The sequence below is a fragment of the Nonomuraea sp. NPDC049655 genome (genome assembly GCF_044465465.1).
In the GTDB taxonomy this organism is placed as follows: domain Bacteria; phylum Actinomycetota; class Actinomycetes; order Streptosporangiales; family Streptosporangiaceae; genus Nonomuraea.
The window spans coordinates 168,653-194,053 of record NZ_JBITLS010000003.1; the positions used below are offsets into that span (position 1 = coordinate 168,653).

Sequence of the window (25,401 nt, forward strand, 5' to 3'; positions counted from 1 at the left end):
GTCACACACCGTCAACCCTCCGGACGGCGGATCCGGGCTGGTCAGCGCATGCTCCGGGCGTCGAGGGCGCGCAGCACCCGGGAGACCACCTGGGGGTCGGCCCGCGGGTCGCGGCGGGCGTCCAGCACGGCCTGCCGGGCGGCCGACATCATCTCCTCCTGCACCCGCCGCACCAGCCGGGCCCGCCGCGCCCGCTGCTCGAACGCCTCGCGCCGCTCGTCGTCGGCGGCCTCGGGGCTGATCCGCAGCCCGAGGTCCATCATGCGCCGGCCCAGCAGCTCGACCACCTCCTCGGGCAGGTCCTCGGCCTCGTCGATCTCCCGCAGCCGCCGCTTGGCCGCGTGGGCGGCCCGGATCGCCAGGCGCTTCTCCAGGTCGCGCTCGGCCGCCGTGTCGGCCTTGACACCGAGCCGCGCCACCAGCCACGGCAGCGTCAGCCCCTGCACCACCAGCGTCACCAGGATGACCGCGAACGCGATGAACACGATCACCGGCCGCTGCGGGAACGGCCGCCCGTCGTGGATGCGCAGCGGGATGGCCAGCGCCAGCGCCACGGACGCCACGCCGCGCATGCCCGCCCACCACATGACGACGGTCTCGCGCCAGCTCATCGGCACCTCGGTGTCCTCGCGCCGCCCCTTCTTGGCCAGCCACGCGGCCGGCAGCAGCCACAGCAGCCGCACGACCACGACGACGCCCACCACGGCGGCGCTCCACCACAGCACCTCGCCGAACCGCCCGTGGACCGTGCCGAACACCGTGTGCAGCTCCAGCCCGATCAGCCCGAACGCGACCCCGGTCACCAGCGTGTCCACCACCTGCCAGAACGTGGAGGAGGCGAACCTGCCGAACACGTCGTCGGCGTCCCACATGCGGTCGCTGAGGTAGAAGGCGGTGGTCAGCACGGCCAGCACGCCGGACCCGCGCAGCTCGTCGGCCACCGCGTAGCTCACGAACGGCACCACCAGCGACAGGCCCACCTGCAGCGTCGCGTCGCCCAGCAGCGCCATCAGCTTCCCGGCCGCCCAGCCCAGCGCGAACCCCGCCGCCACGGCCACCACCGCCGACAACACGAACTCGCCCAGCGCCCCCGGCCAGGAGAACACGCCGGTGACGACCGCCGCGACCGCCACGTGGTAGAGCACGATCGCGGTCACGTCGTTGAACAGGCCCTCGCCCTCCAGCAGCGACACCATGCGCCGCGGCAGGCCCAGCCGCCCGGCCACCGCCGTGGCCGCCACCGGGTCGGGCGGCGCTACCAGCGCGCCCAGCGCCACCGCCGCCGCCAGCGGCAGGCCGGGGACGAGCGCGTGCGCCGTGGCCGCCACGGCCGCCGTCGTCACGAACACCAGCGCCACCGCGAGCAGGAAGATCGGCTGCCAGTTCGCCGCGAACTGCCGCCAGGACGTACGCCGCGCCGCCGCGTACAACAACGGCGGCAGCAGCAGCGGCAGCACGATGGCCGGCGGGATGTCCACGTTCGGCACGAACGGCAGCACCGCCAGCAGGATGCCCAGCAGCGTCATCAGCACCGGCGCGGGCAGCCCCAGCCGCTCACCCAGCGGAACCGTGACCAGCGCGCCCAGCAGCACCAGCATGAGCAGCACGAACTGGTCCACGACGCCCCCCGGTGATCGTCGTCACCCAGCGTAAGCGCAGGCCGCCTCAGCGGTCGAGGACGTGCAGGGTGTGCGGCCGCGTGCCCAGCGGCACCGGCTCGGCGGCCGTGCAGGCCACCACGTCGGCCACCCGGGCGCCGAACAGGTCGGGCACGTAGATGGCCGGCTCCAGGCAGACCGTCATCCCGGGGGCGAACACCGCGTCCTCGCCGGCCCGCGGCCCCTCGTCGTGGCCGAGGCCCACGCCGCGGCCCACGTGCGGGGCGGCGAAGCGGCCGTACCCGCTGGCGTCGATGACCTCGTGCACCGTCCTGGCCAGCTCCGCGAACGGCACGGACGGCCGCAGCGCCGCCAGCGCCGCGCGGTGGGCGGCCAGCACCACCGAGTACATCGCCTCGTAGTCCTCCGGCGGCTCGGCGACGGCGAACACCCGGCCCGCCTCGGCGCAGTAGCCGTCCCAGCGGCCGCACACCGACACCAGCAGCGCGTCACCCGGGTTGATCACGCGCCCGCCGGGCACGTGCTCGGGCCGCGCGGTGTGCTCGCCCGCCGACACGCGCAGCGAGATCACCTCCTCGCAGCCCGACTCCACGGCCAGCAGCCGCAGCCGGCGCGCCATCGCCCGCTCGGTCGCGCCGAACCAGGCCAGCTCGGCCGCCTGCGCCAGCACCGCCTCCGCCGCCGCGACCGCCCGGCCGAGCGCCGTCAGCTCGGCCGGGTCCTTGCGCAGCCGCAACGGCGCCAGCACCGCGGAGGCGGGCACCAGCTCGGCGGCGATCGCCAGCCGGAACAGCTCGCTCGCCCGCATCTCCGGGTCCACCCCGACCCGGCGCGCGGAGGCGGGCACCAGGCCCGCCGGGTCGCGGGTCTCGACGATCGCGTCGGCCGTCACCACGAGGAACACGCCCGGCCCGGCGCCGCCGTCCGGCGAGCCGTCCTCCGGCTCGGCGCCCTCAGGGAAGGTGGTTTCGGGGGAGGCGCTCAGGAACCGGAAGTCGGGCGAGGGCCGCAACACCAGCACGTCGATGCCCTCCTGGGCCATCGCCCGCCGCACGGCCGCCACCCGCGCGGCGTGCCGCCGGCTCACGCCGGCTCGTGCAGCCAGCAGGCGACCGGCCCGAAGTCCGGCTCCTTCTCGCGGCACACCTCCATCACCAGCGGGCAACGCGGGTTGAACCGGCACCCGCCCGGCGGGTTCGCCGGATCGGGCACGTCCCCGGCCAGCTCGGCGGGCAGCACGCCCATGCCGTCCGGCTTGGGGATGGCCCCCAGCAACGCCTTCGTGTACGGATGTTTCGGGTCGTCCCACACCTCGGCCGTCTCGCCCACCTCGACGATCTTGCCGAGGTACATGACGGCGATCCGGTCGGCGATCAGCCGCACCACCGACAGGTCGTGGCTGATGAACAGCAGCCCGGCCCCGGAGTCCACCGCGAGGTCGCGCATCAGCCGGGCCACCTGGGCCTGGGCGGAGGCGTCCAGCGCGGAGATCGGCTCGTCGCCGATGAGCAGCCGCGGCCGGGCCGCCAGCGCCCGGGCGATCGCGATGCGCTGCCGCTGGCCGCCGGAGAACTCGTGGGGGTGCCGTCCGGCGAACTCGCGCGGCAGGCCCACCCGCTCCAGCAGGTCGGCCGGGTCGGTACGGGTGTCGTCCGCGGTGCGCAGGCCGTCGGCGATCTGGTCGCCCACCCGGCGCCGCGGGTTCAGCGACGCGTACGGGTCCTGGAACACCATCTGGATGCCCGTGAGCTTCCTGCGCCGCAGGCCGAGCGGCGTGACCTGCTGCCCCTCGAACGCGATCGACCCGTGGGTGACCGGGTTCAGCCCGCAGACCGCCCGCGCCAGGGTGGACTTGCCGCACCCCGACTCGCCGACCAGGCCCACGACCTCGCCCGCCCGTACCGTCAGGCTGGCCCCCGCCACCGCCCGCACCACCGGACGCCCGGGGGAGCGGTGCTCGACGACCAGGTCCTCGATGTCCAGCATCAGCCCTCCACGTCCGAAGCAGAATCAGGCACAGAAGAATCAGGCACAGAAGAATCAGGCACAGAAGAATCAGGCAGCGAGTCCAGCAGCGCGCGGGTGTAGGGGTGCTCGGGGTCGCGCAGCACCCGTCCGCGCGGCCCGGTCTCCACGACCAGGCCGTCCTTCATCACGCTCACCTCGTCCGCGACCGCCGACATGACGCCCAGGTCGTGCGTGACCAGCAGCACGGCCAGGCCCAGCTCGTCGCAGAGCCCGCGCAGCAGCCGCAGCACGCCCGCCTGCACGGTCACGTCCAGCGCCGTGGTCGGCTCGTCGGCGATCAGCACCTTGGGCGAGCAGGCCAGCGCGACGGCGATCGCGATGCGCTGGCGCATGCCGCCGGAGAACTGGTGCGGGAAGCGCCCGTACGCCTCCTCGGCGCCCGGGATGCGTACCTTGCCCAGCAGCTCGACCGCCCGCGCCTTCGCCTCGGCCTTGCCCAGGCCCAGGTGGTGGCGCATGTGCTCGGTGAGCTGCCGGCCGATGGTGAGCATCGGGTGCAGGCTGGTCGCCGGGTCCTGGAAGACCATGGCGACCTCGCCGCCGCGCACCTGGTTGAGCTCCTTGGGCGGCAGCGTGAGCAGGTCCCGCTCGCCGAGCCCGATCCGGCCCGAGACGCGCGCGCCGTGCGGCAGCAACCCCAGCACGGCCAGGCCGGTCATCGTCTTGCCCGACCCGCTCTCGCCGGCCAGGCCGTGCACGCGCCCGGCGGCCAGCTTCAGGTCGACGCCGCGCAGGATCTCCTTGCCGTGGATCGACACCTTCAGGCCGGTGATGTCCAGCGTCACAACGCACGCTCCTTGATCGCGCGGGCCGTCCGCGGGTCGAGCGCGTCCCGCAGCGTGTCGCCGAGGAAGTTGAACGCCAGCACCACGGTCAGGATCGCCAGGCCGGGGAAGGTCGCCACCCACCAGCTGTCGAAGACCTCCACGCCGGAGGCCACCATCGCGCCCCACTCGGGGGACGGCGGCTTGGCGCCGAGGCCCAGGAACGACAGGCCGGACAGCAGCAGCAGCGCCGTGCCGATGTCGAGCGTGGCCAGCACCAGGATCGGGCCGGTCACGTTCGGCAGCACGTCCACCCGCAGCGAGCGCCACACCGAGAAGCCCAGCAGCCGCCCGCTCAGCACGAACTCCCGCTCGCGCACGCCCAGCACCAGCCCGCGGGTGACGCGGGCGTAGGCGGGCCAGGCCACCACCAGCACGGCCAGCACGGCGTTGCCCAGGCTCGCGCCCAGCGCCGCGGCCACCACCATGGCCAGGATCACGGTCGGGAACGCGAACACCAGGTCCGCGATCCGCATGATCGTCTCGCCGACCCACTTGCCGAAGTACCCGGCGCACGCCCCCAGCAGGCCGCCGACCAGCACCGACAGCACGACCAGCAGCAACGTCAACGGGATCGACACCCGCGCGCCGTACATGACGCGGCTCAGGATGTCGCGTCCGAGCTGGTCGGTGCCGAACCAGTGGCCGGGCCCCGGGGGCGCCAGCCGCGGCAGGTCCTGGGCCAGCGGGTCGTGCGGCGCCAGCCACGGCGCGGCCAGCGCGATCACCAGCCAGGCCACGGCCAGGACGGCGCCCGCGACGGCCAGCGGCTGCCGCCACGCCTCGGGCAGCCTGCCCAGCAGACCCTTGCCTCTCATTGCAGCCTCACTCGGGGATCGATGACGCCGTACAGCACGTCCACGATCAGGTTGATGACCAGGTAGACCACGCCCACGACCAGGCCGACGCCCATCACGGCGGGCAGGTCGAGGCTGGTGGCGCTCTTGTAGGCGTACTGGCCGACGCCGGGCCAGGCGAAGATCGCCTCGACCAGGACGGTGCCGGACAGCAGGCTGCCGAAGGCCAGACCGGCCACGGTGATGATCGGGACCAGCGCCGAACGCAGTACGTACCTGAACAGGATCACCCGGCCCGGCAGCCCCTTGGCGCGGGCCGCCCGGACGTAGTCCTGGCCCAGCACCTCCAGCACCGCGGAACGGGTGAAGCGGGTCAGCAGGCCGATCGTGTACAGCGCCAGCACCAGCGCGGGCGTGATCAGATGGCCGACGGCGGAGGTGAAGATGTCCCACCGGCCCGCCAGCAGCGCGTCGATCGTCTGCAGCCCGGTCACCGCCGGCGCCGAGCCGAGCGCCGCGTCCACGCGACCGCTGCCCGGCGTGATCTGCAACCGGAAGAAGAACACGTAGAACGCCACCAGCGCCAGCCAGAACGTCGGCACCGAGATGCCGATCAGGCTGACCAGCCGCAGCATGTGGTCGGACAGCCGGTCCCTGCGCAGCGCGGCGATCACGCCGAAGGCCACGCCCAGCACCAGCGAGATCAGGATCGCCGCGCCCGCCAGCTCCAGCGTCGCCGGGACGAACTCGGCCAGGTCCTGGCTGACCGGGCGGTGGCTCTGCTGGCTCATGCCCAGGTCCCCCTGGACCAGGCCCTGCAGATAGATCCCGTACTGCTGCCACAGCGGCTTGTCCAGGCCGTGCTCGGAGCGCCACTGCGCCACGATGGCCGGGTCGCCCAGGGCCCGCTGGCCCAGGTTGGCGGCCACCGGGTCGCCGGGCACCAGGTTCGTCAGCAGGAACGTGACGAGCGTGATGCCCCAGGCCAGCAGCACGGCGATGAGGATGCGCCGGATGAGGAAGCGCGCCAGCGGGTGCACACCCCGCCGCCGCCGCGCGCCCGCGGCGGCCGCCTCGACCGGGGAGCCGGCGCCGGGGCGCGGCGGCGAGCCCGCCGCGCCCGGGTTGTCGGACACCTGACGGTCTCCTTACTTCGCGCCGAGGTCGGCGACGTCCACGGTCCAGACCGGGTGGTACTCCAGGCCCGTCACGGACGCGGCCGACACGATGTTCTGGCTCGGCTGGATCAGCGGCACGAACGGGCCGGAGGTGTTGAGCTTGGTCTGCAGGTCGGCGTAGGCCGTCTTGCGGGCCTCGTCGCCGATCGCGGTCGCGGCCTTGTCAGCGGCCGCCTCGATCTCCTTGGCCGCGCCTTCCTTCCAGCCGGCCCGCAGGCCCACGGTCTTGCCGGGGGCGAAGGCCAGGTAGTCGCTCGGGTCCGGGTAGTCCGGGCCCCAGTACCACAGGCCCATCTCCTCCTTGCCGTTGCGGTAGTTGTCCAGCGCGGTCGTCACCGGCGCGGGCTGGAGGTCCACCGTGATGCCGACCTCCTTGAGGTTGGCCTGGATGCGCTCGGCCAGCGGCTGGAACGACAGGCCGTTGACGGTCAGCTCGCTCGGGAACTCCAGCTTGACGGTCGGGTTCGACACGCCGCTGGCCGCCAGGGCCGCCTTGGCGCCCTCGACGTCCCGCTTGGGAGCCTGCTCCGGCGGCAGCGCGCCGAGCAGCTGCGACGGGATGATGCCGGGAGCCTGCGTCGAGCCCTCGCCGGCCAGCTCCAGCAGGCCCGCGTAGTCGACGCCCTTGCGCACGGCCTCGACGAACTTGGCGTTCGGCGTGGTCTTGCTGACGCCCGAGTCCTGGTTGGCCAGCAGGAAGATGACGTTCGCCGAGGCGGTCTTCTTCACCTGCAGGGTGGAGGGCATGTTGGTGACCTGGTCACCGGACAGGTTCAGCGCCACCTGGCTGTCGCCGCGCTGCACGTTGAGCTTCTGCGTGGCGGCCTCGACGTTGCGGATGACGACCTTGTCGTAGGCCGGCTTGGTGCCGTAGTACTTCGGGTTCGCCTTGAGCGTGACCTGGCTGCTCACGTTGAACGACTCGATCGTGTACGGCCCTGACCCCGCCGAGGAGGCGTTCAGGTACTGCTCGGCCTTGTCCTGGGCGTCGGCCGTCGCGCCGTGCTCCTTGGCGACCTTGCTGTTGAGGATGCCCAGCGCCGGGTTCGGCAGGATGTAGGGCAGCGCCGGGTTCGGCGCCTTCGACGTCAGCGTGATCGTCGAGTCGTCGGTCTTGGCCACCTCGACGCCGTCCAGCAGGAACGACGGGGTGCCCTTCATGTCGCGCACGCGGTTGAGCGAGAACACCACGTCGTCGGCGGTGATCGGCGAGCCGTCGGCGAAGGTGGGGCCCTTCTTGAGCTTGAGCGTCAGCGTCTTGCCGTCCTCGCTCAGCTCGTAGGACTCGGCCAGCGCCGGGACCGGCTTGGTCACGTCGGAACCGTCGAAGGTCAGCAGCGTCTCGTAGACGGCCTTGCCGACGATGAGCCCGGTCGGCTCGTAGGTGCGGCCGGGGTCGGCCGTCTTGAGGTCGAACGACGTGTCGATGACGAGCGTCTTCCCACCGCCACCGGAGGCCGCCGGGGTCTGCGAGGTGCCGCCGCTTCCGCAGGCGGCGAGGGCGAGCGCACCGGCGAGCAGCACTGCCGCCGTCTGCGAGCGGGTCGCCATGGGGTCCTCCAAATTGGACGTTCGGGAGAAGGATGTCGAGGATTGTCCGGCAGAACGTCCAGGTCATGTGCGGTCCGCGAGACGGATATAAATGGTCGAGGTGTAATGATGAGTGATATTTCCAGAAATGGTGCCAGCGGCGGCGGTCAGCCTGGACGGATCGGCATCGGTCTCGAACTGGACGACGTCCATATGAAGATCCTTGAGGTCCTGCGCGAGAACGGCAGGATCTCGGTCGCCGCGCTGGCCGAACGGGTGGGCATCTCCCGCGCGAACGCCTACACGCGCTTCGAGGCGCTGCGCGCCGACGGCGCGATCAAGCGCTTCACCGCGGAGATCGACCACGTGCGGGCCGGGCTCGGCATCACCGCGCTGATCTTCGTGACGGTGCGCCAGCAGATGTGGAAGCAGTTCAGGGCCGAACTGGCCCGGATGCCCGAGGTCGAGTACTGCGCGATCACCACCGGCCAGCACGACGCCATGATCCAGGTACGGGTCTCCGACGTGGCCGCCGTGCACGCCATGGTGACCGACCGCCTGGCCAACATCCCGGCGGTCAAGGCCACCGAGACCGTGTTCATCCTGGACGAGGTGCTCAGGCGGCCGTACGTGCTGCCGTCCGACCGGGACGCCTCCCGTCCCGCGCGGCGGACACCCCAGGAGACGCAAGGGGACGTGCCGCTCGGCATGATGCGCTTCGTCGGCGCGGCCGAGGGACGCGCCGCCCTCCGCAAGGACGGCTAGCCACCGCTCTGCGCAAGGACGGTTAACCGCCGCTCTGCGCAAGGACGGTTAACCGCCGCTCTGCGCAAGGACGGTCGGGCGCCGCCCTCCGTGAGCAGGGCTGGGCGTCGTCCCCTGGGCCGAGAGCGGCCGGGCCGCCGGGTGGCCGGGTGGCCGGGCGGCCGGTGTGTCGCCCGCTCCCGGCCGATCGGCCCCCGCCCTTCCGGTTTCCCGTCGGAGGGCCGGTCAGGAGGCCGGGACCTCGGCGCACACGCTGACGTGCAGCGTGTCGTCGCCGTCGAACCGGAACTCCTCGACCAGGCGCAGCAGCCCGTCCTCGCCCTGCTCGACGCGGCTGCTGCTCTGGCCGCCCGCCTTGCCGCCCGCCTTGAGCGCGTGGGCGTAGGAGATGGAGACGTCTGCGCCGTCGCGCGTCCCGACGAAGCGGCCGTGGGTCACGGTGTCGCCCGTGTAGCTGCCCCACACCACGCCGTCGGCCTCCCAGTACAGGAACTCCGTCGGGCTGTCGGGGTCCACCGCGCTCGCCGTCGAGCTCACCATCACGAATTTACGGCCGTTGAGATTCACGCCGTCCATAGTCACCATTTTTCTGGATCATCACCGACCGGCTGGACGTTTGGTCAGAACACCCGGTCATGATCAACGATCCGTCCAGCGACGGCGCCGCCCCGGACCCCTGCGCGAGCAGGTTCTCGACGTCTCCGGTGCCGCCCGGTGCCGCCCGGTGCCGCCCAGTGCCGCCCGGCGCCGCTCCCTCGGCGGCCGACACGCTTGCCGCGACTTTACTTGCCGGTAGCTGACACCAGCGTTGCATAGTGTGATAGTCATGTAACACTGTGTATTCGAGAAGATTTGGGAGATCTTCATGCTGGCGTACACGCTCTCGATCGTGGCGGCCGTGGGCGTGGTGGCGCTCACCGCGCTGGTGTTCCGGCTCACGAAGAAGGGCAGCGAGGACGCCGAGCCCGACGGGGTCTCGGCCGGTCACTCCGGGTCGATGTTGTCGGCCCTGTTCCTGCTGGTGTTCGCGATCGCGATCATCGTGCCGTGGACCACCGCCGACGCCGCCCGCCAGAACGCCCAGGCCGAGAGCCAGGCCGCGATCGACGCCTACTGGGCCGCGGCCGACCTGCCCGGCACCGCTCAGCAGACAGTCCGCACCGCGCTGCGCGACTACGTCACCTTCGTGGTCAGAGACGAGTGGCCGCTGATGGCCGAGGGCCGGATGGACCCGGTCGGCGCCGCCCGGCTCGACGCCATGCGCAGCCGGGTGAGCGCCGTCGACGCCAAGACCGACGACGACAAGGACGCCCGCGACGCCGTGCTCGAACGCGTCGCCGCGATCGCCGCCGCCCGTTCCCAGCGCTCGATGGACGCCGCCGCCACCCCGCCCCAGGGGCTGCTGCTGCTGACCGTGCTCACCGGCCTGCTGGTCGTCGTCTTCCCCTACCTGGCCGGCGCGCGGCCACGCGGCCTGGCCGTCCTGCCGCTGCTCGCGATGGCCGCGATGCTCGGCTTCGGCACCTATCTGACCTGGGACATCTCCCACGCCTTCGCCGGTCCGCTGGCGGTCGGGCCGCAGGCGTTCCAGGGCGCGCTGCAGGAGTTCTCCCGCATCGCCGGGGGAATGTGACCGTGGGCGTCAGGCGTGCGCCGCTGCTGCTGGCCGCCGCTCTGCTCGCCGCGAGCGCGGCCGGCCCGGCGGCGGCCGACCTGCAATCCCCGGCGCCCGGCACCGTGCGCGTGCGTCCGTCGCAGCTCCCGAGCCCGGGGATCACGATCCACGGCGGGCGGGGGCGCGACGGCCGCACCGGGCCGGTGGTGTCGGTCCCGGGCGCGCAGATCTGGGACGGCCCGGGGCCGGTGGTGTCGGTCCCGGGCGCGCAGATCTGGGACGGCCCGGGGCCGGTGGTGTCGGTCCCGGGCGCGCAGATCTGGGACGATCCGGAGCCGCGGGTGTCGGTCCCGGGTGCGCAGATCCGGGACGACCCGGAGCCCCGGGCGTCGATGTCGACGCGGCCCGGCGGGCGGGCGCCACGGACCGGCGCCCCTGTGCCGCGCGTGTCGATCGGCCCCGGCTCGGTGTGCGTGTACGGGCCGAGCGGCAGCGTCGAGGTGGGCGACTGCCACGTCCGCCCGTCCCCGCCGCCGCCTCCGCCGCCTCGCTCGTCGCCGCGGCCGACACCGCGTCCCACGCCGCCATCCACTCCGCCGCACACGCCGAGGCCGGTGCACCACCCCACGCCCCGGCCGGTGCGCGTGGCGCCTCCGGTGCGGGTGCCCGTCCAGGAGGTCACGCCGACGCCCAAGCCCACCCCGACGGTCGCGATGCACAAGCGGGTCAAGCAGCTCCAGGCGCCGCCGCGGCGCAAGAACCCGCTCGGCACGGTCCTGGTCATGGTGGTCCTGGTGACGGCGATCGCCTCCACGACCGCGGTCGCGTTCAGGGCCCGCTGACGCCTCCCGGCGGGGTCCGGGCTCGACGGCGGCGGCCGGTGCGCGGCGTGATGCGAGGATGGCGGACGTGTCCGAGCATGACGAGGAACTGCTGACCGGTTGTTGTGACGGCAAGTCGCTGACCGGTGGCGGTGACCGGGAACTGCTGACCGGTGGCGGCCCTGACGAGGGGGTGCTCGCCGGTGGTGGCGGCGGCTTGGAGCGGGTGATCGGTGGCGGCCCTGACGAAGGGCTGCTCAGCGGGGGCGGGTGTGCTGAGGAGCTGCTGACCGGGGGCGGTGTCAACCAGGTGGTGCGGGTCGGCGCCACCGTGCGCCGCCCGACCGGCCCGTGGACGCCGGCCGTGCACGCGCTGCTCGCCCACCTGGCCGCCCGCGGCTTCACGGGCGCGCCGGCCGGGCACGGGATCGACGTCCAGGGCCGGGAGGTGCTGGACTTCGTCCCCGGCGAGGTGCCCGGTCATCCGTTGCCCGACTACGCCCGCTCCGACCAGGCCCTCGCCGACGTCGCCCGGCTGCTGCGCCGCTACCACGACGCCACCGAGGGGTTCCGGCCCGCCGCCGGGGCCGCCTGGTACTTCCCGCCGCGCGAACCCGCCGAGGTCATCTGTCATGGGGACGTCGCGCCGTACAACTGCGTGTTCCGCGACGGGCGGCCGGTGGCTTTGATCGACTTCGACACCGCCCATCCGGGGCCGCGGGTGTGGGACGTCGCCTACGCCGCCTACCGGTTCGTCCCGCTGAGCGATCCGCGCCACGACGGGGCCGATCCGGTGGGGGAGCAGGCACGCAGGCTGCGGTTGTTCACCGACGCCTATGGCCTGGCCGAAGGTGATCGTCCGGCGCTGCCCGTCGCCGTCGCCGACCGGCTGGCGCACCTCGTACGGCACATGCGCGACCGCGCGGCGGCGGGGGACCGGGCCTTCGCCGCGCACATCGCCCGCGGCGACGACCTGTTGTACGGCGCCGACCGCGAGCACGTCCTGCGCCACCGCGCCCTGTTCGCCACGGCGCTGACAGAGCCGCCCCCCGCCTGATCCGGCCGGGCGCCGCTGCCTGATCCGGCCGGGCGCCGCCGCGGGAATGGCTCGGCGCCGTTGCGGGGCGGGGCGGGTGTCGCCGCAGGAATGGCAGGGTGGGAAGAGCGGGCGGGTGTGCGGGGTTGCACTCGACCGTGGAGACGACCGAGGTTGTGGTGATCGGTGCCGGGCAGGCGGGGCTGTCCAGCGCGTACTTCCTGCGGCGGTTCGGCATCGGGACGGTCGTGCTCGACGCGGCCGCAGGGCCCGGGGGCGCGTGGCGGCACCGGTCGCCGTCGCTGACCATGGACAAGGTGCACGGCATCTTCGACCTGCCCGGCGTGCCGGACGGGGTGGCGGCGGCCGGTGACCGGCCCGCGGCGGAGGCCGTCCCGGAGTACTACGGCGACTACGAGCGGCGCGTGGGGCTGGAGGTCCTGCGGCCGGTCAAGGTGACGGCCGTCCGGGAGGGGGAGGACGGGCGGCTGGTCGTGGCGGCCGACGCGGGGGAGTGGGCGGCCAAGGCCGTGGTCAACGCGACCGGCACCTGGACGCGTCCGTACTGGCCGTACTACCCGGGGGCCGGGGACTTCCTGGGCGAGCAGCTGCACTACGCAAGTTATCGCGGGCCGGCGGCGTTCGCCGGTCGGCGGGTGGTCGTGGTCGGGGGCGGGGCCTCGGCGATGCACGTGTTGTCGGAGGTGGCCGGGGTGGCCGCCGGCACCGTCTGGGTCACCCGGCGTCCGCCCGTCTTCAGGGGCGACGACTTCGGCGAGGACGCCCGGCGCGAGGCCGTCGCCCTGGTGGAGGCACGGGTGCGGGACGGGTTGCCGCCGCAGAGCGTGGTCAGCGTCACCGGTCTCGGCTACAGCGTCGTCGTGCGGGAGGCGATGGCGAAGGGGGCGCTGGAGCGGCTGCCGATGTTCCGCCGCCTCACCCCGTACGGCGTGGAGTGGGCGGACGGGCGGCAGACCGCGGCGGACGTCGTCGTGTGGGCCACCGGCTTCCGGTCGGCGCTCGACCACCTCGCGCCGCTGCACCTGCGGGAGCCGGGCGGCGGCATCAAGGTGGACGGGACGCGGGTCGTCCGGGAGCCGCGGCTGCAACTCGTCGGCTACGGGCCCTCGGCCAGCACGGTCGGCGCCAACCGCGCGGGCCGCACCGCCGCCCGCAACATCCGCGCCCTCCTGACCCCACGCCCAGCCGTCCCAGCCGCCTAATGGGAGCTACCGCGCCAAGCCCTACCCGCGGCCTGACCTCACGTCTGGCGCTTCGGGCCGTCTGACCTCCGCCCGGCGATCCCGGCCGCCTGGCCGCGCGCCAGGGCCTGATCTCGTGTCCGGTGCTTCGGGCCGCGTGGCTTTGCCCTTACTTCGCGCGGCTTGGCGCAGAGGGTCAGTTCTCGGCGACGCCGAAGGCGGTCCAGCCGAGGTCGGGGAAGCCCGCCGCCTTGGCGACGGCGGCCGAGGCGGTGTTGCTGACCGCGTGCATGTACGTCGGCACCGCCCCCTCGTCCAGCACCCGCCGCGCCGCCTGCGCCACCAGCCGTCTGGCCAGGCCGCGCCCGCGGGCCTCGGGCGCGGTCACCACCGACAGCTCCCGGCCGAACCGGTCGTGCCGTTTGATGCCCACCCCGGCCAGATGCCGGCCGGTCTCGGGGTCCACGGCCACCAGCACCTCGCCGCCGAACACGCGCAGCCATCCGGGGACGGCGTCGTCCGTCGCCGGGACCCACTCACCGGCGTCGGGCAGGGGCGTGGGCTCGGTGGTCCACCGGAAGACGGCGTCGAACCAGCCGCGATCCCCATATCCGATCAGCTCGGGGATCTCCCGGAGCGTCCGCGCGGCGCGCACCCGGGCGACGTGCTCGGGCGGCACCGACAACATCGCCCCCTCCGGGGTGCCGACGCCGACGGCCGGGTGCACGCGGCCGTCCCAGGCGGGCAGCGTACGCAGCGGCGAGCCCGTGACGTCGAGGTTTCCCGTGGGCGGCCAGGCCCCGAGCCATTCGCGCAGATGATCGGTGAGAGCCACGGACCTACTATAGGAAGTAGGAAAAATACCGATTGCGACAGGGGGTCGGTTACTCCCGCGAAGGGGCTCGACACGCCGTGTTACCTTCGGCTAGCGTCCTGACATAAGGATCTTTATCCGGTCAGGAGGGCCCGACATGGCTGTTCCCGGTTACACGGAGATCCGGGAACTCGGTCACGGAGGAACCGGCCGCGTCGTGCTCGCCGTCCGCGACTCCGACGGCTTACCGGTCGCGATCAAGCACCTGTCCGAGGCCCTGCGCGCGGACGGCGAGTTCGCCGCCCGGTTCCGCGCCGAGGCCGGGGTCATCGGCGAGATCGACAGCCCCCACACCGCCCGCCTGCTGGACTACGTCGAGGCCGGAGGCACGTCCGCGATCGTGATGGAGCTGGTCGACGGCGTCACGCTGCGCCGCCTGATCGCCGCCGAGGGCGGCACCGGCGTGGAGGCCGCGCTCACCCTGCTGAAGGGGGCCCTGCTCGGCCTCGCCGAGGCACACCGGCGCGGGGTGGCCCACCGCGACTTCAAGCCCGAGAACGTCATCGTCACCCCGGACGGCGACAGCAAGCTGGTCGACTTCGGCGTCGCGGCCCGGTTCGGCGAGACCGGCGCCCTGGCCGGCACCCCCGCCTACATGTCCCCCGAGCAGTGGGAGGACGCCCCGGCGGGCCCGGCCTGCGACGTGTACGCCGCCGCCCTGGTGTTCTACGAATGCCTCACCGGCCGCCGCCCGTTCACCGCAGCGAACCTGGCCGCCCTGGCCTTCCAGCACCAGCACATGCCGCCCCCGCTGGAGCACGTGGACGGACGCCTGCGCGGGCTCGTCGAGCACGGCCTGGCCAAGGACCCCGCCCACCGGCCCGCCTCGGCCGAGGCGTTCCTGGCCGAGCTGGAGGAGGTGGCGCGCGGGACGTACGGCGCGGGGTGGGAGCTGCGCGGGCGGTCCGGCCTGGCCGTGCTGGCGATGCCGTTCGCCGCGCTGCTGCCGTCGGCCGGGACCGGCGGGGGGATGGGCGAGGGCCTCGGCGGAGGGACCAGCGGGAGGAGCGGTCCGGAGCACGGCGTCACGACGGGCACCAGCGTGGTGCGCAGTTCGCTGGGGCCGTCGGCCAAGCTGGGGGTGACCGGCGGACTGGTGCTGGCGACGGCGGCGGCGGTGGCCTCGACGTTCGTGATCTGGAGCGGCTCGCCCTCGCCGGACAGCGGCATCGCGATGCCGCCGGAGTCCGCGGAGAGCTCGTTCGTGACGCCGTCCGTCTCGCCGGATCCGGAGCTGCCCGTGCCGAGCGGGTCAGGGACGGTCTCGCCGCCTGTGACGGCCACCGCCGGGGCCAGCGGGCAGCCGACTGTGCCGGCCATGCCGACTGTGCCGGCCATGCCGACTGTGCCGGCCATGCCGACTGTGCCCGGCGTGCCGACCGCGGGGCCCGCGTCGTCCGCGCCGCCCGCCACGAGGGCCCCGAACAGCCGGCCGCCGAGGCCGACCAGCGGGCCGTCGGAGTCGGGGCCCCAGAAATCCGAGCCGCCGAAGTCCGGGGCGCCTTCGGGGCCGCCGAAGTCGGAGCCGGCCTCGGGGCCGCCTTCGGGGCCGCCCACGCGGTCGTCGCCGACGTCCACCCGGCAGTCCGCCACCGGCGGCCCGGTTCCCAAGCCGCCCGCCACGAGCGCCCCCGCCCCGGAGCCCTCCGCGAAGCCGCCCGCCAAGAGCCACGAACCGCTTCTGTCCGTCTCGGTCGGGTTGTCGCTCGGCGGCTCGCTGCTCGGCGGGAGCGGGGGCGGGGGCGGGTTGCTGGACGCCGACCTCGACGTCGGGTTGGGCTCCAGCCTGCTCGGCATGCTCGTGGTGCCGGGATCGGCCCTGCTCGGAGGCCGCATCGCGGTCAGACGCGCACGAAAATCACGTAGTCAGGAAAAGTCATGAGTTGCGGGGAATGATGCTTGATCCCCTACTATCAGCGTCGGAAAGAGGGCGTCCCGGACTCTGATTAGCTCCTGACCGGAACCTGCCCTGCGGCTCAGGCTAAGGAGGACAGTGGCGGTCGCCTCCTCCGCCGTGGGCCACGTGGCGCGGGCCGTGGTCGCCGTACTCGTCGGGCTGACGCTGACGGCGGGCAACGCCTCAGCCGGGCGCGCGGCCCCCAAACCCTCGGTGAAGCAGCTCAAGAAGGAGCTGGCCGCGCTGAGCAAGGAGTCGGACCGGCTCATCGAGGAGTACTACAACAGCCGCCGCGCCCAGCAGCAGGCCGAGAAGACGGAGAAGAGCGCGCGCGAGCGGCTGGCCGCCGCCCAGGAGGTCTACGACCGGGAGTCCCTCCAGCTCAGGACGCTGGCCGTGGCCCAGTACATCGGCGGCGAACCCAACCAGATCGCCCTGTTCACCGGCAGTCAGAACCCGGACGCGTTGCTGAGCCGCCTGGCCCTGAGCCGCCACCTCATCGACGTCCAGGACGCCCGGCTGCGCGGCTACGCCAAGGTCAGGGACGAGCGCCGTAAGGCCGAGCAGGAGGCCGCCGCCCGCGCCGAGGAGCTCGGCACCGCGGTGGCCGACCTGGAGGGGCGCAAGAAGAAGGCCGAGAAGCTGATCGAGAAGATCAGGGACCGGATCGACAAGCTCTACACGGCCCCGGGCGTGCGCCGCCCGGACGGCACGTGGGTGCCGCAGCTCCCGGACGGCTCCGAGAACATCACGCCCCGCATGCGCCTGGTCAAGACGCTGATCAAGGAACGGTTCACGGTGCCGTACGGGATCGGCTGCTACCGGACGATCCAGGACGGCGGCGAGCACCCGCTCGGCCGCGCCTGCGACTTCATGCTCAGCCACGGCGGCGCGATGCCGTCGGCGGCCGAGGTCAAGCGCGGCTACGAGATCGCGAACTGGGCCATCAAGAACTCCCGGCGCCTGGGGATCATGTACATCATCTACCGTCAGCGCATCTGGCACGCCAGGACGGGCACCTGGCGGACGATGTCCAACCGCGGCGGCACGACGGCCAACCACTTCGACCATCCGCACATCTCGGTCTACTAGCGCGCCTCGGGACGTACCCGCCCGCGCGGCTTCAGGCGGATGGAGGGCAGCGCCGGGGCGGGCAGCGGCTCGCCGTCGAAGCCCTCGACCGCGCCGAAGCCCTCGCCCTCCGCCCACTCCTTCCGGAAGGCGGCGATCTCCTCGTGGGAGCGCCCCACGAAGTTCCACCACATGACGATCTCCTCGCCGAACGGCTCGCCGCCGATCAGCAGCACCCGCCCGCGGCCCGACAGCCGCAACGTGCCGGAGCCCGGCGGCAGGTAGCGCAGCGCCCCCGGCACGGCCTGCTCGACCTCGCCGTCGAGCAGCAGCAGCCCGTGCTCGAAGGAGGGGTCGAGCGGCACCTCGCCCGTGCCGTCGACCGTCACCTCGGCGCCCACCAGCGGGGTGTAGGTGGTCGCGGGCGAGGTCACGCCGCCGAGCGTGCCCATGATCACGGTGGCGTCGAAGCCGGGGCCGGACAACACGGGCAGGGTGGCGTGGTGCTCGAAGGCGGGGGCCGTGCGCCGGTGGGCCTCCGGCAGGGCCACCCAGAGCTGCACGCCGTGCAGCGTCGTGCCGGGCGACTCCTCCGAGTGGGAGATGCCGCGCCCGGCCGTCATCAGGTTGAGCCGGCCGGGACGCACCTCGCTCAGGCTGCCGACACTGTCACGGTGGAGCACCTCGCCTGCGAGCAGCCACGTCACCGTCTGCAGGCCGGTGTGGGGGTGGGGCGGCACGCGCATCAACGCCGGCTCGGGGCCGTAGGCGTCGACGAAGCACCAGGCGCCGATCATCCGCCGGTGCACGCCGGGCAGCGTCCTGCTCACCCGCATCGCGCGCGGGCCGCCCAGCGGCACCTCGCGTCCGGTCAGCACCTCGCTCCGGTCGCCGCCGTCGGCGGCGCAGCGGAGTTCGCGGGGGTCACGTTCCATGTTGCTCACCCCACGACTGTAGGGGGCCGCACGGCCTCCTACAGTCGGCGTCCCCCGGACGGGACGGCTGTCCCAGGGTCTTCCATCAGCCGTCCAGGGACGGGGCGGCTATCCCAGGGTCTCCCACCAGCCGTCCACGGATGGGACGGCGGTCACGTCGACGCCCTCGCCCGGCCGGGGCACCACGATCTCGACGTCGCGTGCCTTCGCCTCCCGCCACAGGCGGTCCACCGGTTCGGCCCACGGATGCAGCGCCAGCGTGAACGTCGCCCAGTGGACCGGCAGCAGCAGCTTGCCGCCTAGGTCGAGGTGGGCGTTGACGGCCTCCTCCGGGTTCATGTGGATGTCGGGCCAGGCCGGGCTGTAGGCGCCGATCGGCATCAGCGTCAGGTCGAACGGCCCGTGCGCGGCCCCGATGCCCCGGTAGCCCTGGAAATATCCCGAGTCGCCGGCATAGAACACCCGCTTGCTCGGCCCGGCCACCACCCACGAGCCCCACAGGGTGTCGTTCCTGGTGAAGGCGCGCCCCGAGAAGTGCCGGGCGGCGGTGGCGACGAAGCGCAGGCCCGCCACCTCGGCCTCCTCGTCCCAGTCGAGCTCGATGATCCGGTACAGCGGCACGCCCCACCGCTCCAGGTGCGCCCCGATGCCCAGCGGGACCAGGAACGGCGCCTTCTGGGTGCGCGTGAGAGAGCGCACGGTGGCCATGTCGAGGTGGTCGTAGTGGTCGTGCGAGATCGCGATCGCGTCGACCTGCGGCAGGTCGCCGATGTCCACCGGCAGCGGGTGGTGCCGCTTGGGGCCGACGAGCTGGGACGGCGAAACCCGGTTGCTCCACACCGGGTCGAACAGCACCCGCCTGCCCTCGATCTCCACCAGCGTGGAGGCGTGGCCGTACCAGACCGCGCGCAGGCCGTCGGCCGGCGGCGGGCCGGACGGCGGCAGGCGCAGCGGGATGGGGCCGGCGGGATGCCGCTGCTCCTTGTTCCTGGCCAGCTCGGCCAGCAGGCCCACCGGGGGCGTGGTCATCAGGGCGGTCGGCTCGGACATGGGGTTGACGAACGTGTCGCCCCTGAACTGCGGCGAGCGCCGCATCCTGCTCACCCGGTCCGGCCCCGACGTCAAAGGCCGCACGCCCAGCTCGGCCGGTATCCCGCGCAACGCCCACCCGGCCGCGGCGGCGAGCGCGCCGCCCGCGAGGATCCGCCGTGCGGTCCGCATTCCTGCCATTGCCCACACTCCCCTGGAGATGATGTCCATCCCGCCCAACCGGGCGGGATTCCCCGGTGTTCCCGTTCTGCGATATATCGCGATAGTTCATACCGTCTTGATCGCTCCGCCGTCGATGACGTAGTCGGCGCCGTTCACGCTCCCGGCGTGCGGCGAGGCCAGGTACGTCACCAAGGAGGCGACTTCTTCCGGTTCGACGAACCTACCGGTCGTCATTCCGGTGACCGACGGCAGCCCCGCGAGCAACTGCTCGTGCTCCATGCCGAGCGAGGCCGCCAGGGCGGCGCCGTACCCGTCGGGGGCCTCCCACATCGAGGTGCGCGAGGCGCCGGGGGAGATGGTGGCGACCCGCACGCCACGCGGGCCGAACTCCTCGGCCAGGGCCTTGCCGAACGCCGTCAGTGCGGCCTTGGCGGTGGTGTACACGACCGGCCCCATGTGCGGCACGCGGGCGCCGTTGGACGAGATGTTGATCACAGTGCCGCCCCGCCGCAACAGGCTGGGCATCGCGGCCCTGGTGGCCCGCACGGCGCTGAGGAAGTTCAGGTCGTACGACTGCCGCCAGGCGTCGTCGTCGAAGCCGAGGAAGCCGTTGAGCTGCCCCTGGCCGCCGTCGCCGCCGCCCACGTTGTTGACCAGGAGGTCGATCTCGTCAAGCTCGGCCAGCGCGCGTTCGACCAGCTCGGCCGGGCCCGCCGCGGTGGACAGGTCGGCCGTCACGGTGATCGCGCCGGTGCGCTCCAGCTCGGGGGAGATCGTGCGGGCCGCGGCCACGACCCGCATGCCCTCAGCCGTCAGCGCCTTGACGATCGCCAGCCCCAGCCCTCTGCTCGCCCCGGTGACGACGGCGGTCTTGCCGGTGAGTCGCATGTCCATGTGGAATCGCCCTTCTTGCATCAGCGGTGATGCGATCACTCTAGAACCTGCAACAGTGATGACGCAACTTCGAGTCGAATGGGAACCGTCCTGTACCCTCTGAGGTGTGAGTGGGACGACACGGGCCCTGCGGTCCGACGCTGAGCGGACCGTCCGGACGATCCTGGAGGCGGCCGAACGGGTGCTCAGCAGGAATCCGGCGGCCAGCATGGAGCAGATCGCCGAGGCGGCCGGGGTGGCGCGCACGACCGTCCACCGGCGCTTCGCCTCCAGGGAGTCGCTGGTGGAGGCGATGGCCGAGTGGGCCACCCGGCAGTTCGCCGCCGCCGTGGACGCCGCGCGTCCCGAGCAGGCGCCGCCGCTGGTCGCGCTCTACCAGGTGACGGCGAACGTGCTGCGGGTGAAGATCGACTGGGGGTTCGCGATGAGCCGCGGGCCGTCGGCGGGGGCCGAGGTGGCCCGGGTGCACTCCGAGGTCGAGGCCAGGTGCGACCGGCTGTTCCAGCAGGCGCGGGCGGCCGGGGTGCTGCGGGAGGACGTGGAGCCGGAGTGGGCCCGCCGGGTGTACTACGCGCTGATCCACGAGGCGGCGCAGAGCCGCGACGGCGAGCCGGAGGCGCTGGCGGGGCGGCTGGTGGACACCTTGCTGCGCGGCGTCGGCCCAGGCGCCGGACTTCCCTTCACTCCGCTTGCCGCCCCGAGCCCTCCTGCCGCCCCGAGCCCTCCTGCCGCGCCCGCCCCCGCGAGCCCTCCTCCCGCCTCCGCGAGCCCTTCCGGGTAGGAGGTTCGCGGCTTCCGGGGGCCGGCCATCCGTCAGGGGTTGCGAACCAGGGCGTCGCGGCGCTCGTCCGGGCGGCGTTCCGGGTGGGGCCACGGGTTCGGACGGCAGCGGCCCAGCGACTTCGACTGCTGGACCATCACCGGAGCCGGCAGACCCGGTCCGGGGCAGGCGCGGTGGCCGTGTCCCAGGCTGTGGCCGACCTCGTGGCTGATGAGGTAGTCGCGGTAGGCGGCCAGGTCGCCCTCGTACTGCGGGACGCCGTCGGCCCAGCGGAGCGCGTTGATGACCGAGCGCGTCCCGTTCCAGCACGACAACGTGCCGCCGGTGCGCAACGGCAGGCACTGGCGGACGGTCAGCCCCGGGCTGGACAGCGCCACCCGCACCCGTACCGGGCCGTGGTCGACGCGCTGGAAGCGCGCCCATCCGCGCGGGTCGTTGAGGGTGCGGTGCACGGCCGCCGCGAACACGGTCCCGTCGATCGGCAGGCCGCGTTCGACCTCCACCAGGTACCGCACCACCTCGCCCTCTCCGGCTCGGGCGGGTGCGCCGCCGGGCACCACGGCGTACGAGCCCGAGGCGGCGTACGGGACCTTGACGTGCTCGGCGGGAAGGGGGATCGGCGCGGGGATCGAGGGGCGCGGCGGAGGGGGGACGGCGGGAACGGCCCGTTCTGAGGGGCGCTCGGGCGCTTCCGTGCGTTCCGCGGCGGAGGCGCATCCGGCGGCCAGCAGCAGGACGATCAGCAGCGCGAACAGCGGCAACGCGGCCTCCCCACGAGATCACGGCGGGGAGAAATCCACCATATCCGCGCAGTGCCGTCTGGATCATGCCGGGGTCTGACTAACGCCTACTTACCGCTAAGCCCTGCCCTTCGGACGCGACATGGCCTCCGCCGGCCGCCCTTGTTCTCGTCCGGCCCGCTGTCTGGACGCGGCACGGTCCGCTCTCGTCCCGGTTTGGCCCGCCATCCGGACGCGGCACGGCTCCCGTCGTGGGTCGGCCTGCCGTTCGGACGGGGAGTGGCTCGTGCTGGGCCGGCCCGCTGTCTGGATGCGGCAGGTCTGCGGCGGTCGCCGTTGTTCCTGGGCCGGCCTGCCGTCCGGGTGTGGCGTCGTCCCGCTGGAACGCTCTGGGGCGGAGGCCGATGGACGCCTTTCCTGCCGCGCGGGACGTTCGCCCGGTCGGGCCCCGGCCCGGCCGAGGGTCAGGCGGTGCGGGGTGCGTAGGGGGTGAGGTCGATGGGGGGGTGTTCGTCGAGGGCCAGCTTGGCGACGAGTTCGCCGGTGAACGGGCCCGCCGTCAGCCCGTACGCGCTCAGCCCCGTCGCCACGACCACCCGCGGCGTGAGCCGCCCGATGAGCGCGGGGCCGGGGGCGTTGACCGGCCGCAGGCCGACCCTCGTCTCGGACACCGTCGCCCCGAACAGGCCGGGCGCCACCCGCAATCCCGCTGCGATCACCTCTTCGAGCCCGCCCATCGTGACCCGGGGCGCGAACCCGACGTCCTCCACGGTCGCGCCGATCACCACCCGCGAGCCGGGGAACCCCAGCAGGTACGGCCCGCTCCTGGGCAGCACGATGGGCCAGAAGGCGGTGTCCACGCCGTCGAGGGTGGCGTGCAGGATCTGCCCGCGCCGGGGGAACACCGGCAGCTCCACCCCGAGCGGACGGCACACCTCGCCCGTCCACGCCCCGGCCGCCACGATCACGACGTCCGCCTCCTGCGGGACGCCCTCGCCGGCGGGCACGCGTCCGGCCGCGGAAGGGGCGACGGGTTCGGCCGGCGGCACGGGGACGATCGGCTCCACCACGGGCGGGACGGGCTCGGAGGCCGGGGCGGGACCTCCCGGGGAGCCGTCCGGAGGGCCGCCGAAGGGAGCGTCGCCCGCTGCGCCGACCGGTCCCTCGGCGGACGCCTCAAGAGGGCTCTCGGTCAGGTCGCCGGTGGCGGACGGCGGATAGTCCGGCGCGAGCGGAGCGGCCTGGCGCCAGGAGGTGGTCCGGCCGCTCACCGCGCCGGCTCCCGGCCCCGGCTGGGCCCGCCGCGGCCCGTTCCCCGCCGGGATGTCCTCGTCGGCGGCGTGCAGGCGCACCTGCCCGTCGGCGGTGAGGACGGCGCTGCCGTGCAGCACCTCGGCGCCCCGGGCGACGGCGGCGCGCAGCAGCGCGTCGCGTACGGCGCTGCCGTCCACCCGGGCGGCGCCCGGCACGAGGAGCGCGCTGAGGTCGTCGGACAGCGGCGGGAACAGGTCGGACGGCGTCAGCACGTCGGTGACCTCGCCCATCTCGGGCGCGTCGGCGTAGCGGCGGCGCAGCAGGGCCCGCACCGGTTCGAGATCGACCGGGTCCTCCGCCACCAGCAGGGCCCCGACCTTGGCGTAGCCGATGTCCTCGCCCAGGGCCTCGACCAGCCTCGGGTAGTGGCGGGCGCCCTCGCTGGTCAGCCGGTACCAGGCGTCGTCCTCCGGATGGTCCACCCAGGGGCACACGATGCCCGCGCCCGCCTGGGTCGCCTGGCCCTGGGAGCCGCGGTCCACCACGGTCACGGCCACGCCGCGGCCGCTCAGGTAGTAGGCCGCGCTCGCCCCGACGATCCCGCTGCCGATCACCACAACACGCATGCACCCATGATCGCAGGCGCGGGCGATCTCGGACGATGACCGGATCGTGCGCTTACCATCCGGATACTCCCTCACGCCCATCCCCGGGGGCTACAGGACTGCCCACCGCTGCGGGAGCGCACCGGTGCGGGGATGACCGGGCCGCACGCGGGTCAGCCCACGCCCCACCCGTGCGTCTGCATCAGGACGGAGGCCACCCGGGCGAACCGGTCGCCGTCGAGCACCGCGCCCTCGCGGCGGATGTCGCCCTCGTCCAGCACGAAGACCCGGTCGAGCCGCAGGTACGACACCCGCCCGTCGCGGCCCCACGCGCCGATCTCCAGCCAGTCGGAGCCGTCGTCGCCCTTGCTCGACAACATCATGCCGAGCAGCCTGCGCCCGGTACGGCCCACGACCAGCAGCGGCCGGTCCTTGCCCCGCGACGGATCCTCCTCGTACGGCACCCACGCCCACACGATCTCCCCCGGATCGGCCAGGCCGTCGAGGTCGGGGGAGTAGGCCAGAGTGACGGGACCGTTGAGCGAGTGGACCTCGCGTACGACGCCCCGGGCGGGCCGGGGGTCCTCACCTGCATCACGCATTGGGGGAGCTTACGGTGGCAGGCGACCCGAAATCCACCCGCCCGAGGGGAGCGGGGGAGGTCAGCAGGCGGCGCAGGACCGTCGGGGTGTGGCCGACGTGGCGGCGGATCGTACGGGTCAGGTGGGCCTGGTCGGCGAACCCGAGGTCGGCGGCGAGCGCGGCCAGGCCGGTCTCGCCGCTCTCCAGCCGGTCGAGCGCCCGGCTCACGCGCACCCGGTTGCGGTAGTGGGTCAGCGAGACGCCCAGCTCGCGGGTGAAGGCCCGGCTGAGCCGGTAGGGGGAGACGGCCAGCAGCTCCGCCAGCGGCAACAGCCCGGCGGCCGCCGGATGATCGGCCGAGATCGCCTCGCGGGCGGCGTCGGCGATGGCCGCGGTGGAGCGGGCGGGGGACGGGGCGGGCCGGCGTGCCACGGCCGCCCCCTCTGCGGCGGCCGGGGTGGTGGGGCCGGCCAGCTGGGTGAGGGTGGCGCCGGTCAGCGACAGCAGGGATTCGACCAGGGCGAAGTCGGGGTCTCCCGCGCGGGCGGTGGCCAACAGGCGGCGGTGCGCGAGTTCGAGGCGGGCGTCGACGTAGACCGTGGAGCGGGCGAGGCGGGTGGCGTCGCCCGCGAGCGTGCGCCAGAGGGCGGGGGACAGGGAGAGGGAGGTGCAGACGTCGCCGCCCGCCGGGTGGGCGAAGCGTTCCTCCTCGCCGGGGGCGCCGAGGTAGGCCATCGTCGGGTCGACGGCGGCCTTGCGGCCGTCGGCCATGCGGCGGAACGCGCCGCGGTGGACCAGCACCATGCGGTGGGCCCGGCCCACCTCGGGACGCGACCAGCCGCGGTGGTCGTCGGCGCAGGTCACCAGGTCGAGGGTGAAGCCCTTCCCACGGGCCAGCGGCTTGGAGGATCGCACCCGCCGAACGCTACGCCCCACCACCGACAATCTCCCCCGCCAGGGCCTTGGGCCTTACGGGCCCGTCCGGCCCCTTCGGGGGTGCGGCGTCGGCGGGGACGCGGCGGAGACATGGGACGCGGAGACATGGGGCCGGGCGATGAGGTGCGCGGCGGAAGGGGCGCGGTGTGTCGCGGGCGGAGGGCGAGGGCGCGGCGGAGGGGTGGCGGTGTGTGCGGGGGTGCAA

Annotated in this window: 25 protein-coding genes; 8 read left to right on the top strand and 17 right to left on the bottom strand. The window is 73.6% G+C overall.

Translation table 11 applies throughout. From position 1 onward, the window contains the following. Positions 1-41: 41 nt before the first annotated feature. The 8 genes from ACIBQ6_RS10435 to ACIBQ6_RS10470 all read right to left on the bottom strand — a co-directional run bounded on the left by ACIBQ6_RS10435 (position 42) and on the right by ACIBQ6_RS10470 (position 8,189). The gene (locus tag ACIBQ6_RS10435; protein ID WP_397211145.1) at positions 42-1,619 is read right to left on the bottom strand and encodes a Na+/H+ antiporter; all 1,578 of its coding nucleotides are present in this window, start codon (positions 1,617-1,619) and stop codon (positions 42-44) included. Positions 1,620-1,665: 46 nt separating this feature from the next. Next, a complete protein-coding gene (locus tag ACIBQ6_RS10440; protein WP_358286344.1) occupies positions 1,666-2,706 on the bottom strand; it encodes a M24 family metallopeptidase in 1,041 nt (346 codons plus the stop codon). Continuing rightward, positions 2,703-3,605, bottom strand: coding sequence for an ABC transporter ATP-binding protein (locus ACIBQ6_RS10445; protein ID WP_397211146.1), 903 nt, complete (start codon positions 3,603-3,605; stop codon positions 2,703-2,705). The genes ACIBQ6_RS10440 and ACIBQ6_RS10445 overlap by 4 nt, the downstream gene beginning before the upstream one ends. Beyond that, a complete protein-coding gene (locus tag ACIBQ6_RS10450) occupies positions 3,605-4,432 on the bottom strand; it encodes an ABC transporter ATP-binding protein (RefSeq protein WP_397211147.1) in 828 nt (275 codons plus the stop codon). Before ACIBQ6_RS10450 ends, ACIBQ6_RS10445 begins: the two co-directional genes overlap by 1 nt. Continuing rightward, positions 4,429-5,289 carry an ABC transporter permease gene (locus tag ACIBQ6_RS10455; RefSeq protein ID WP_352328927.1) on the bottom strand — a complete coding sequence of 287 codons (861 nt, stop codon included), beginning with the start codon at positions 5,287-5,289 and terminating at the stop codon, positions 4,429-4,431. Before ACIBQ6_RS10455 ends, ACIBQ6_RS10450 begins: the two co-directional genes overlap by 4 nt. Next, a complete protein-coding gene (locus ACIBQ6_RS10460; protein ID WP_397211148.1) occupies positions 5,286-6,404 on the bottom strand; it encodes an ABC transporter permease in 1,119 nt (372 codons plus the stop codon). Before ACIBQ6_RS10460 ends, ACIBQ6_RS10455 begins: the two co-directional genes overlap by 4 nt. Before the next feature lie 12 nt (positions 6,405-6,416). Continuing rightward, positions 6,417-7,997: an ABC transporter substrate-binding protein gene (locus tag ACIBQ6_RS10465; protein ID WP_397211150.1), complete on the bottom strand. Its 1,581-nt coding sequence runs from the start codon at positions 7,995-7,997 to the stop codon at positions 6,417-6,419. A 63-nt stretch (positions 7,998-8,060) separates the two neighbouring features. Beyond that, positions 8,061-8,189 (bottom strand): hypothetical protein, encoded by a 129-nt coding sequence (locus ACIBQ6_RS10470; RefSeq protein WP_352351038.1) that lies wholly within the window; start codon positions 8,187-8,189, stop codon positions 8,061-8,063. Here ACIBQ6_RS10470 and ACIBQ6_RS10475 point away from each other — a divergent pair, their 5' ends adjacent. Beyond that, positions 8,190-8,741, top strand: a complete 552-nt coding sequence (locus ACIBQ6_RS10475; RefSeq protein ID WP_352351036.1) for an Lrp/AsnC family transcriptional regulator — start codon at positions 8,190-8,192, stop codon at positions 8,739-8,741. Positions 8,742-8,966: 225 nt separating this feature from the next. Here the strand turns inward: ACIBQ6_RS10475 and ACIBQ6_RS10480 are convergent, their stop codons facing one another. Then, positions 8,967-9,317, bottom strand: a complete 351-nt coding sequence (locus ACIBQ6_RS10480; protein WP_358286353.1) for a hypothetical protein — start codon at positions 9,315-9,317, stop codon at positions 8,967-8,969. Positions 9,318-9,606: 289 nt separating this feature from the next. On the opposite strand from ACIBQ6_RS10480, the gene ACIBQ6_RS10485 reads away from it, so the two are divergent. From ACIBQ6_RS10485 to ACIBQ6_RS10500, 4 genes are all read left to right on the top strand, one after another. Further along, positions 9,607-10,374 carry a hypothetical protein gene (locus ACIBQ6_RS10485; protein ID WP_358286355.1) on the top strand — a complete coding sequence of 256 codons (768 nt, stop codon included), beginning with the start codon at positions 9,607-9,609 and terminating at the stop codon, positions 10,372-10,374. A gap of 2 nt (positions 10,375-10,376) precedes the next feature. Further along, positions 10,377-11,198 (top strand): hypothetical protein, encoded by an 822-nt coding sequence (locus tag ACIBQ6_RS10490; RefSeq protein WP_397211153.1) that lies wholly within the window; start codon positions 10,377-10,379, stop codon positions 11,196-11,198. Positions 11,199-11,265: 67 nt separating this feature from the next. Then, on the top strand, positions 11,266-12,234 hold the full coding sequence (locus ACIBQ6_RS10495; RefSeq protein WP_397211155.1) for a phosphotransferase enzyme family protein: 969 nt from the start codon (positions 11,266-11,268) through the stop codon (positions 12,232-12,234). 137 nt (positions 12,235-12,371) lie between these two features. Continuing rightward, complete coding sequence (locus ACIBQ6_RS10500) at positions 12,372-13,436, top strand: NAD(P)-binding domain-containing protein (protein ID WP_397211157.1); 1,065 nt, start codon at positions 12,372-12,374, stop codon at positions 13,434-13,436. 175 nt (positions 13,437-13,611) lie between these two features. Here the strand turns inward: ACIBQ6_RS10500 and ACIBQ6_RS10505 are convergent, their stop codons facing one another. Beyond that, positions 13,612-14,250: a GNAT family N-acetyltransferase gene (locus ACIBQ6_RS10505; RefSeq protein WP_397211159.1), complete on the bottom strand. Its 639-nt coding sequence runs from the start codon at positions 14,248-14,250 to the stop codon at positions 13,612-13,614. A gap of 136 nt (positions 14,251-14,386) precedes the next feature. Between ACIBQ6_RS10505 and ACIBQ6_RS10510 the strand changes: the two genes are divergently transcribed. Together ACIBQ6_RS10510 and ACIBQ6_RS10515 are read left to right on the top strand one after the other, a co-directional pair. Next, positions 14,387-16,171 (top strand): protein kinase, encoded by a 1,785-nt coding sequence (locus ACIBQ6_RS10510; RefSeq protein ID WP_397211161.1) that lies wholly within the window; start codon positions 14,387-14,389, stop codon positions 16,169-16,171. A gap of 111 nt (positions 16,172-16,282) precedes the next feature. Then, positions 16,283-17,278, top strand: a complete 996-nt coding sequence (locus ACIBQ6_RS10515) for a coiled-coil domain-containing protein (protein WP_397211163.1) — start codon at positions 16,283-16,285, stop codon at positions 17,276-17,278. On the opposite strand, the gene ACIBQ6_RS10520 is transcribed toward ACIBQ6_RS10515, so the two are convergent. The 3 genes from ACIBQ6_RS10520 to ACIBQ6_RS10530 form a co-directional block, all read right to left on the bottom strand. Continuing rightward, complete coding sequence (locus ACIBQ6_RS10520; RefSeq protein WP_397211165.1) at positions 17,275-18,201, bottom strand: pirin family protein; 927 nt, start codon at positions 18,199-18,201, stop codon at positions 17,275-17,277. The two genes, ACIBQ6_RS10515 and ACIBQ6_RS10520, sit on opposite strands and share 4 nt — an antisense overlap. A 99-nt stretch (positions 18,202-18,300) precedes the next feature. Continuing rightward, entirely contained in the window at positions 18,301-19,422 is a 1,122-nt protein-coding gene (locus ACIBQ6_RS10525) for an MBL fold metallo-hydrolase (RefSeq protein ID WP_358286371.1), read from the bottom strand. Positions 19,423-19,509: 87 nt separating this feature from the next. Further along, positions 19,510-20,298, bottom strand: a complete 789-nt coding sequence (locus tag ACIBQ6_RS10530; protein WP_387669368.1) for an SDR family NAD(P)-dependent oxidoreductase — start codon at positions 20,296-20,298, stop codon at positions 19,510-19,512. Positions 20,299-20,404: 106 nt separating this feature from the next. Here ACIBQ6_RS10530 and ACIBQ6_RS10535 point away from each other — a divergent pair, with 106 nt between their 5' ends. Then, positions 20,405-21,079 carry a TetR/AcrR family transcriptional regulator gene (locus ACIBQ6_RS10535; RefSeq protein ID WP_397211168.1) on the top strand — a complete coding sequence of 225 codons (675 nt, stop codon included), beginning with the start codon at positions 20,405-20,407 and terminating at the stop codon, positions 21,077-21,079. A gap of 32 nt (positions 21,080-21,111) precedes the next feature. Here ACIBQ6_RS10535 and ACIBQ6_RS10540 read toward each other — a convergent pair whose 3' ends face one another. From ACIBQ6_RS10540 to ACIBQ6_RS10555, 4 genes are all read right to left on the bottom strand, one after another. Next, entirely contained in the window at positions 21,112-21,840 is a 729-nt protein-coding gene (locus ACIBQ6_RS10540; protein ID WP_397211170.1) for a DUF3152 domain-containing protein, read from the bottom strand. Between the two features lie 443 nt (positions 21,841-22,283). Further along, positions 22,284-23,699: an NAD(P)/FAD-dependent oxidoreductase gene (locus ACIBQ6_RS10545; RefSeq protein ID WP_397211172.1), complete on the bottom strand. Its 1,416-nt coding sequence runs from the start codon at positions 23,697-23,699 to the stop codon at positions 22,284-22,286. A 152-nt stretch (positions 23,700-23,851) separates the two neighbouring features. After that, a complete protein-coding gene (locus ACIBQ6_RS10550; RefSeq protein WP_358286380.1) occupies positions 23,852-24,280 on the bottom strand; it encodes a type II toxin-antitoxin system PemK/MazF family toxin in 429 nt (142 codons plus the stop codon). Beyond that, the gene (locus ACIBQ6_RS10555; RefSeq protein WP_397211174.1) at positions 24,273-25,175 is read right to left on the bottom strand and encodes a helix-turn-helix domain-containing protein; all 903 of its coding nucleotides are present in this window, start codon (positions 25,173-25,175) and stop codon (positions 24,273-24,275) included. Before ACIBQ6_RS10555 ends, ACIBQ6_RS10550 begins: the two co-directional genes overlap by 8 nt. Positions 25,176-25,401: the final 226 nt, after the last annotated feature.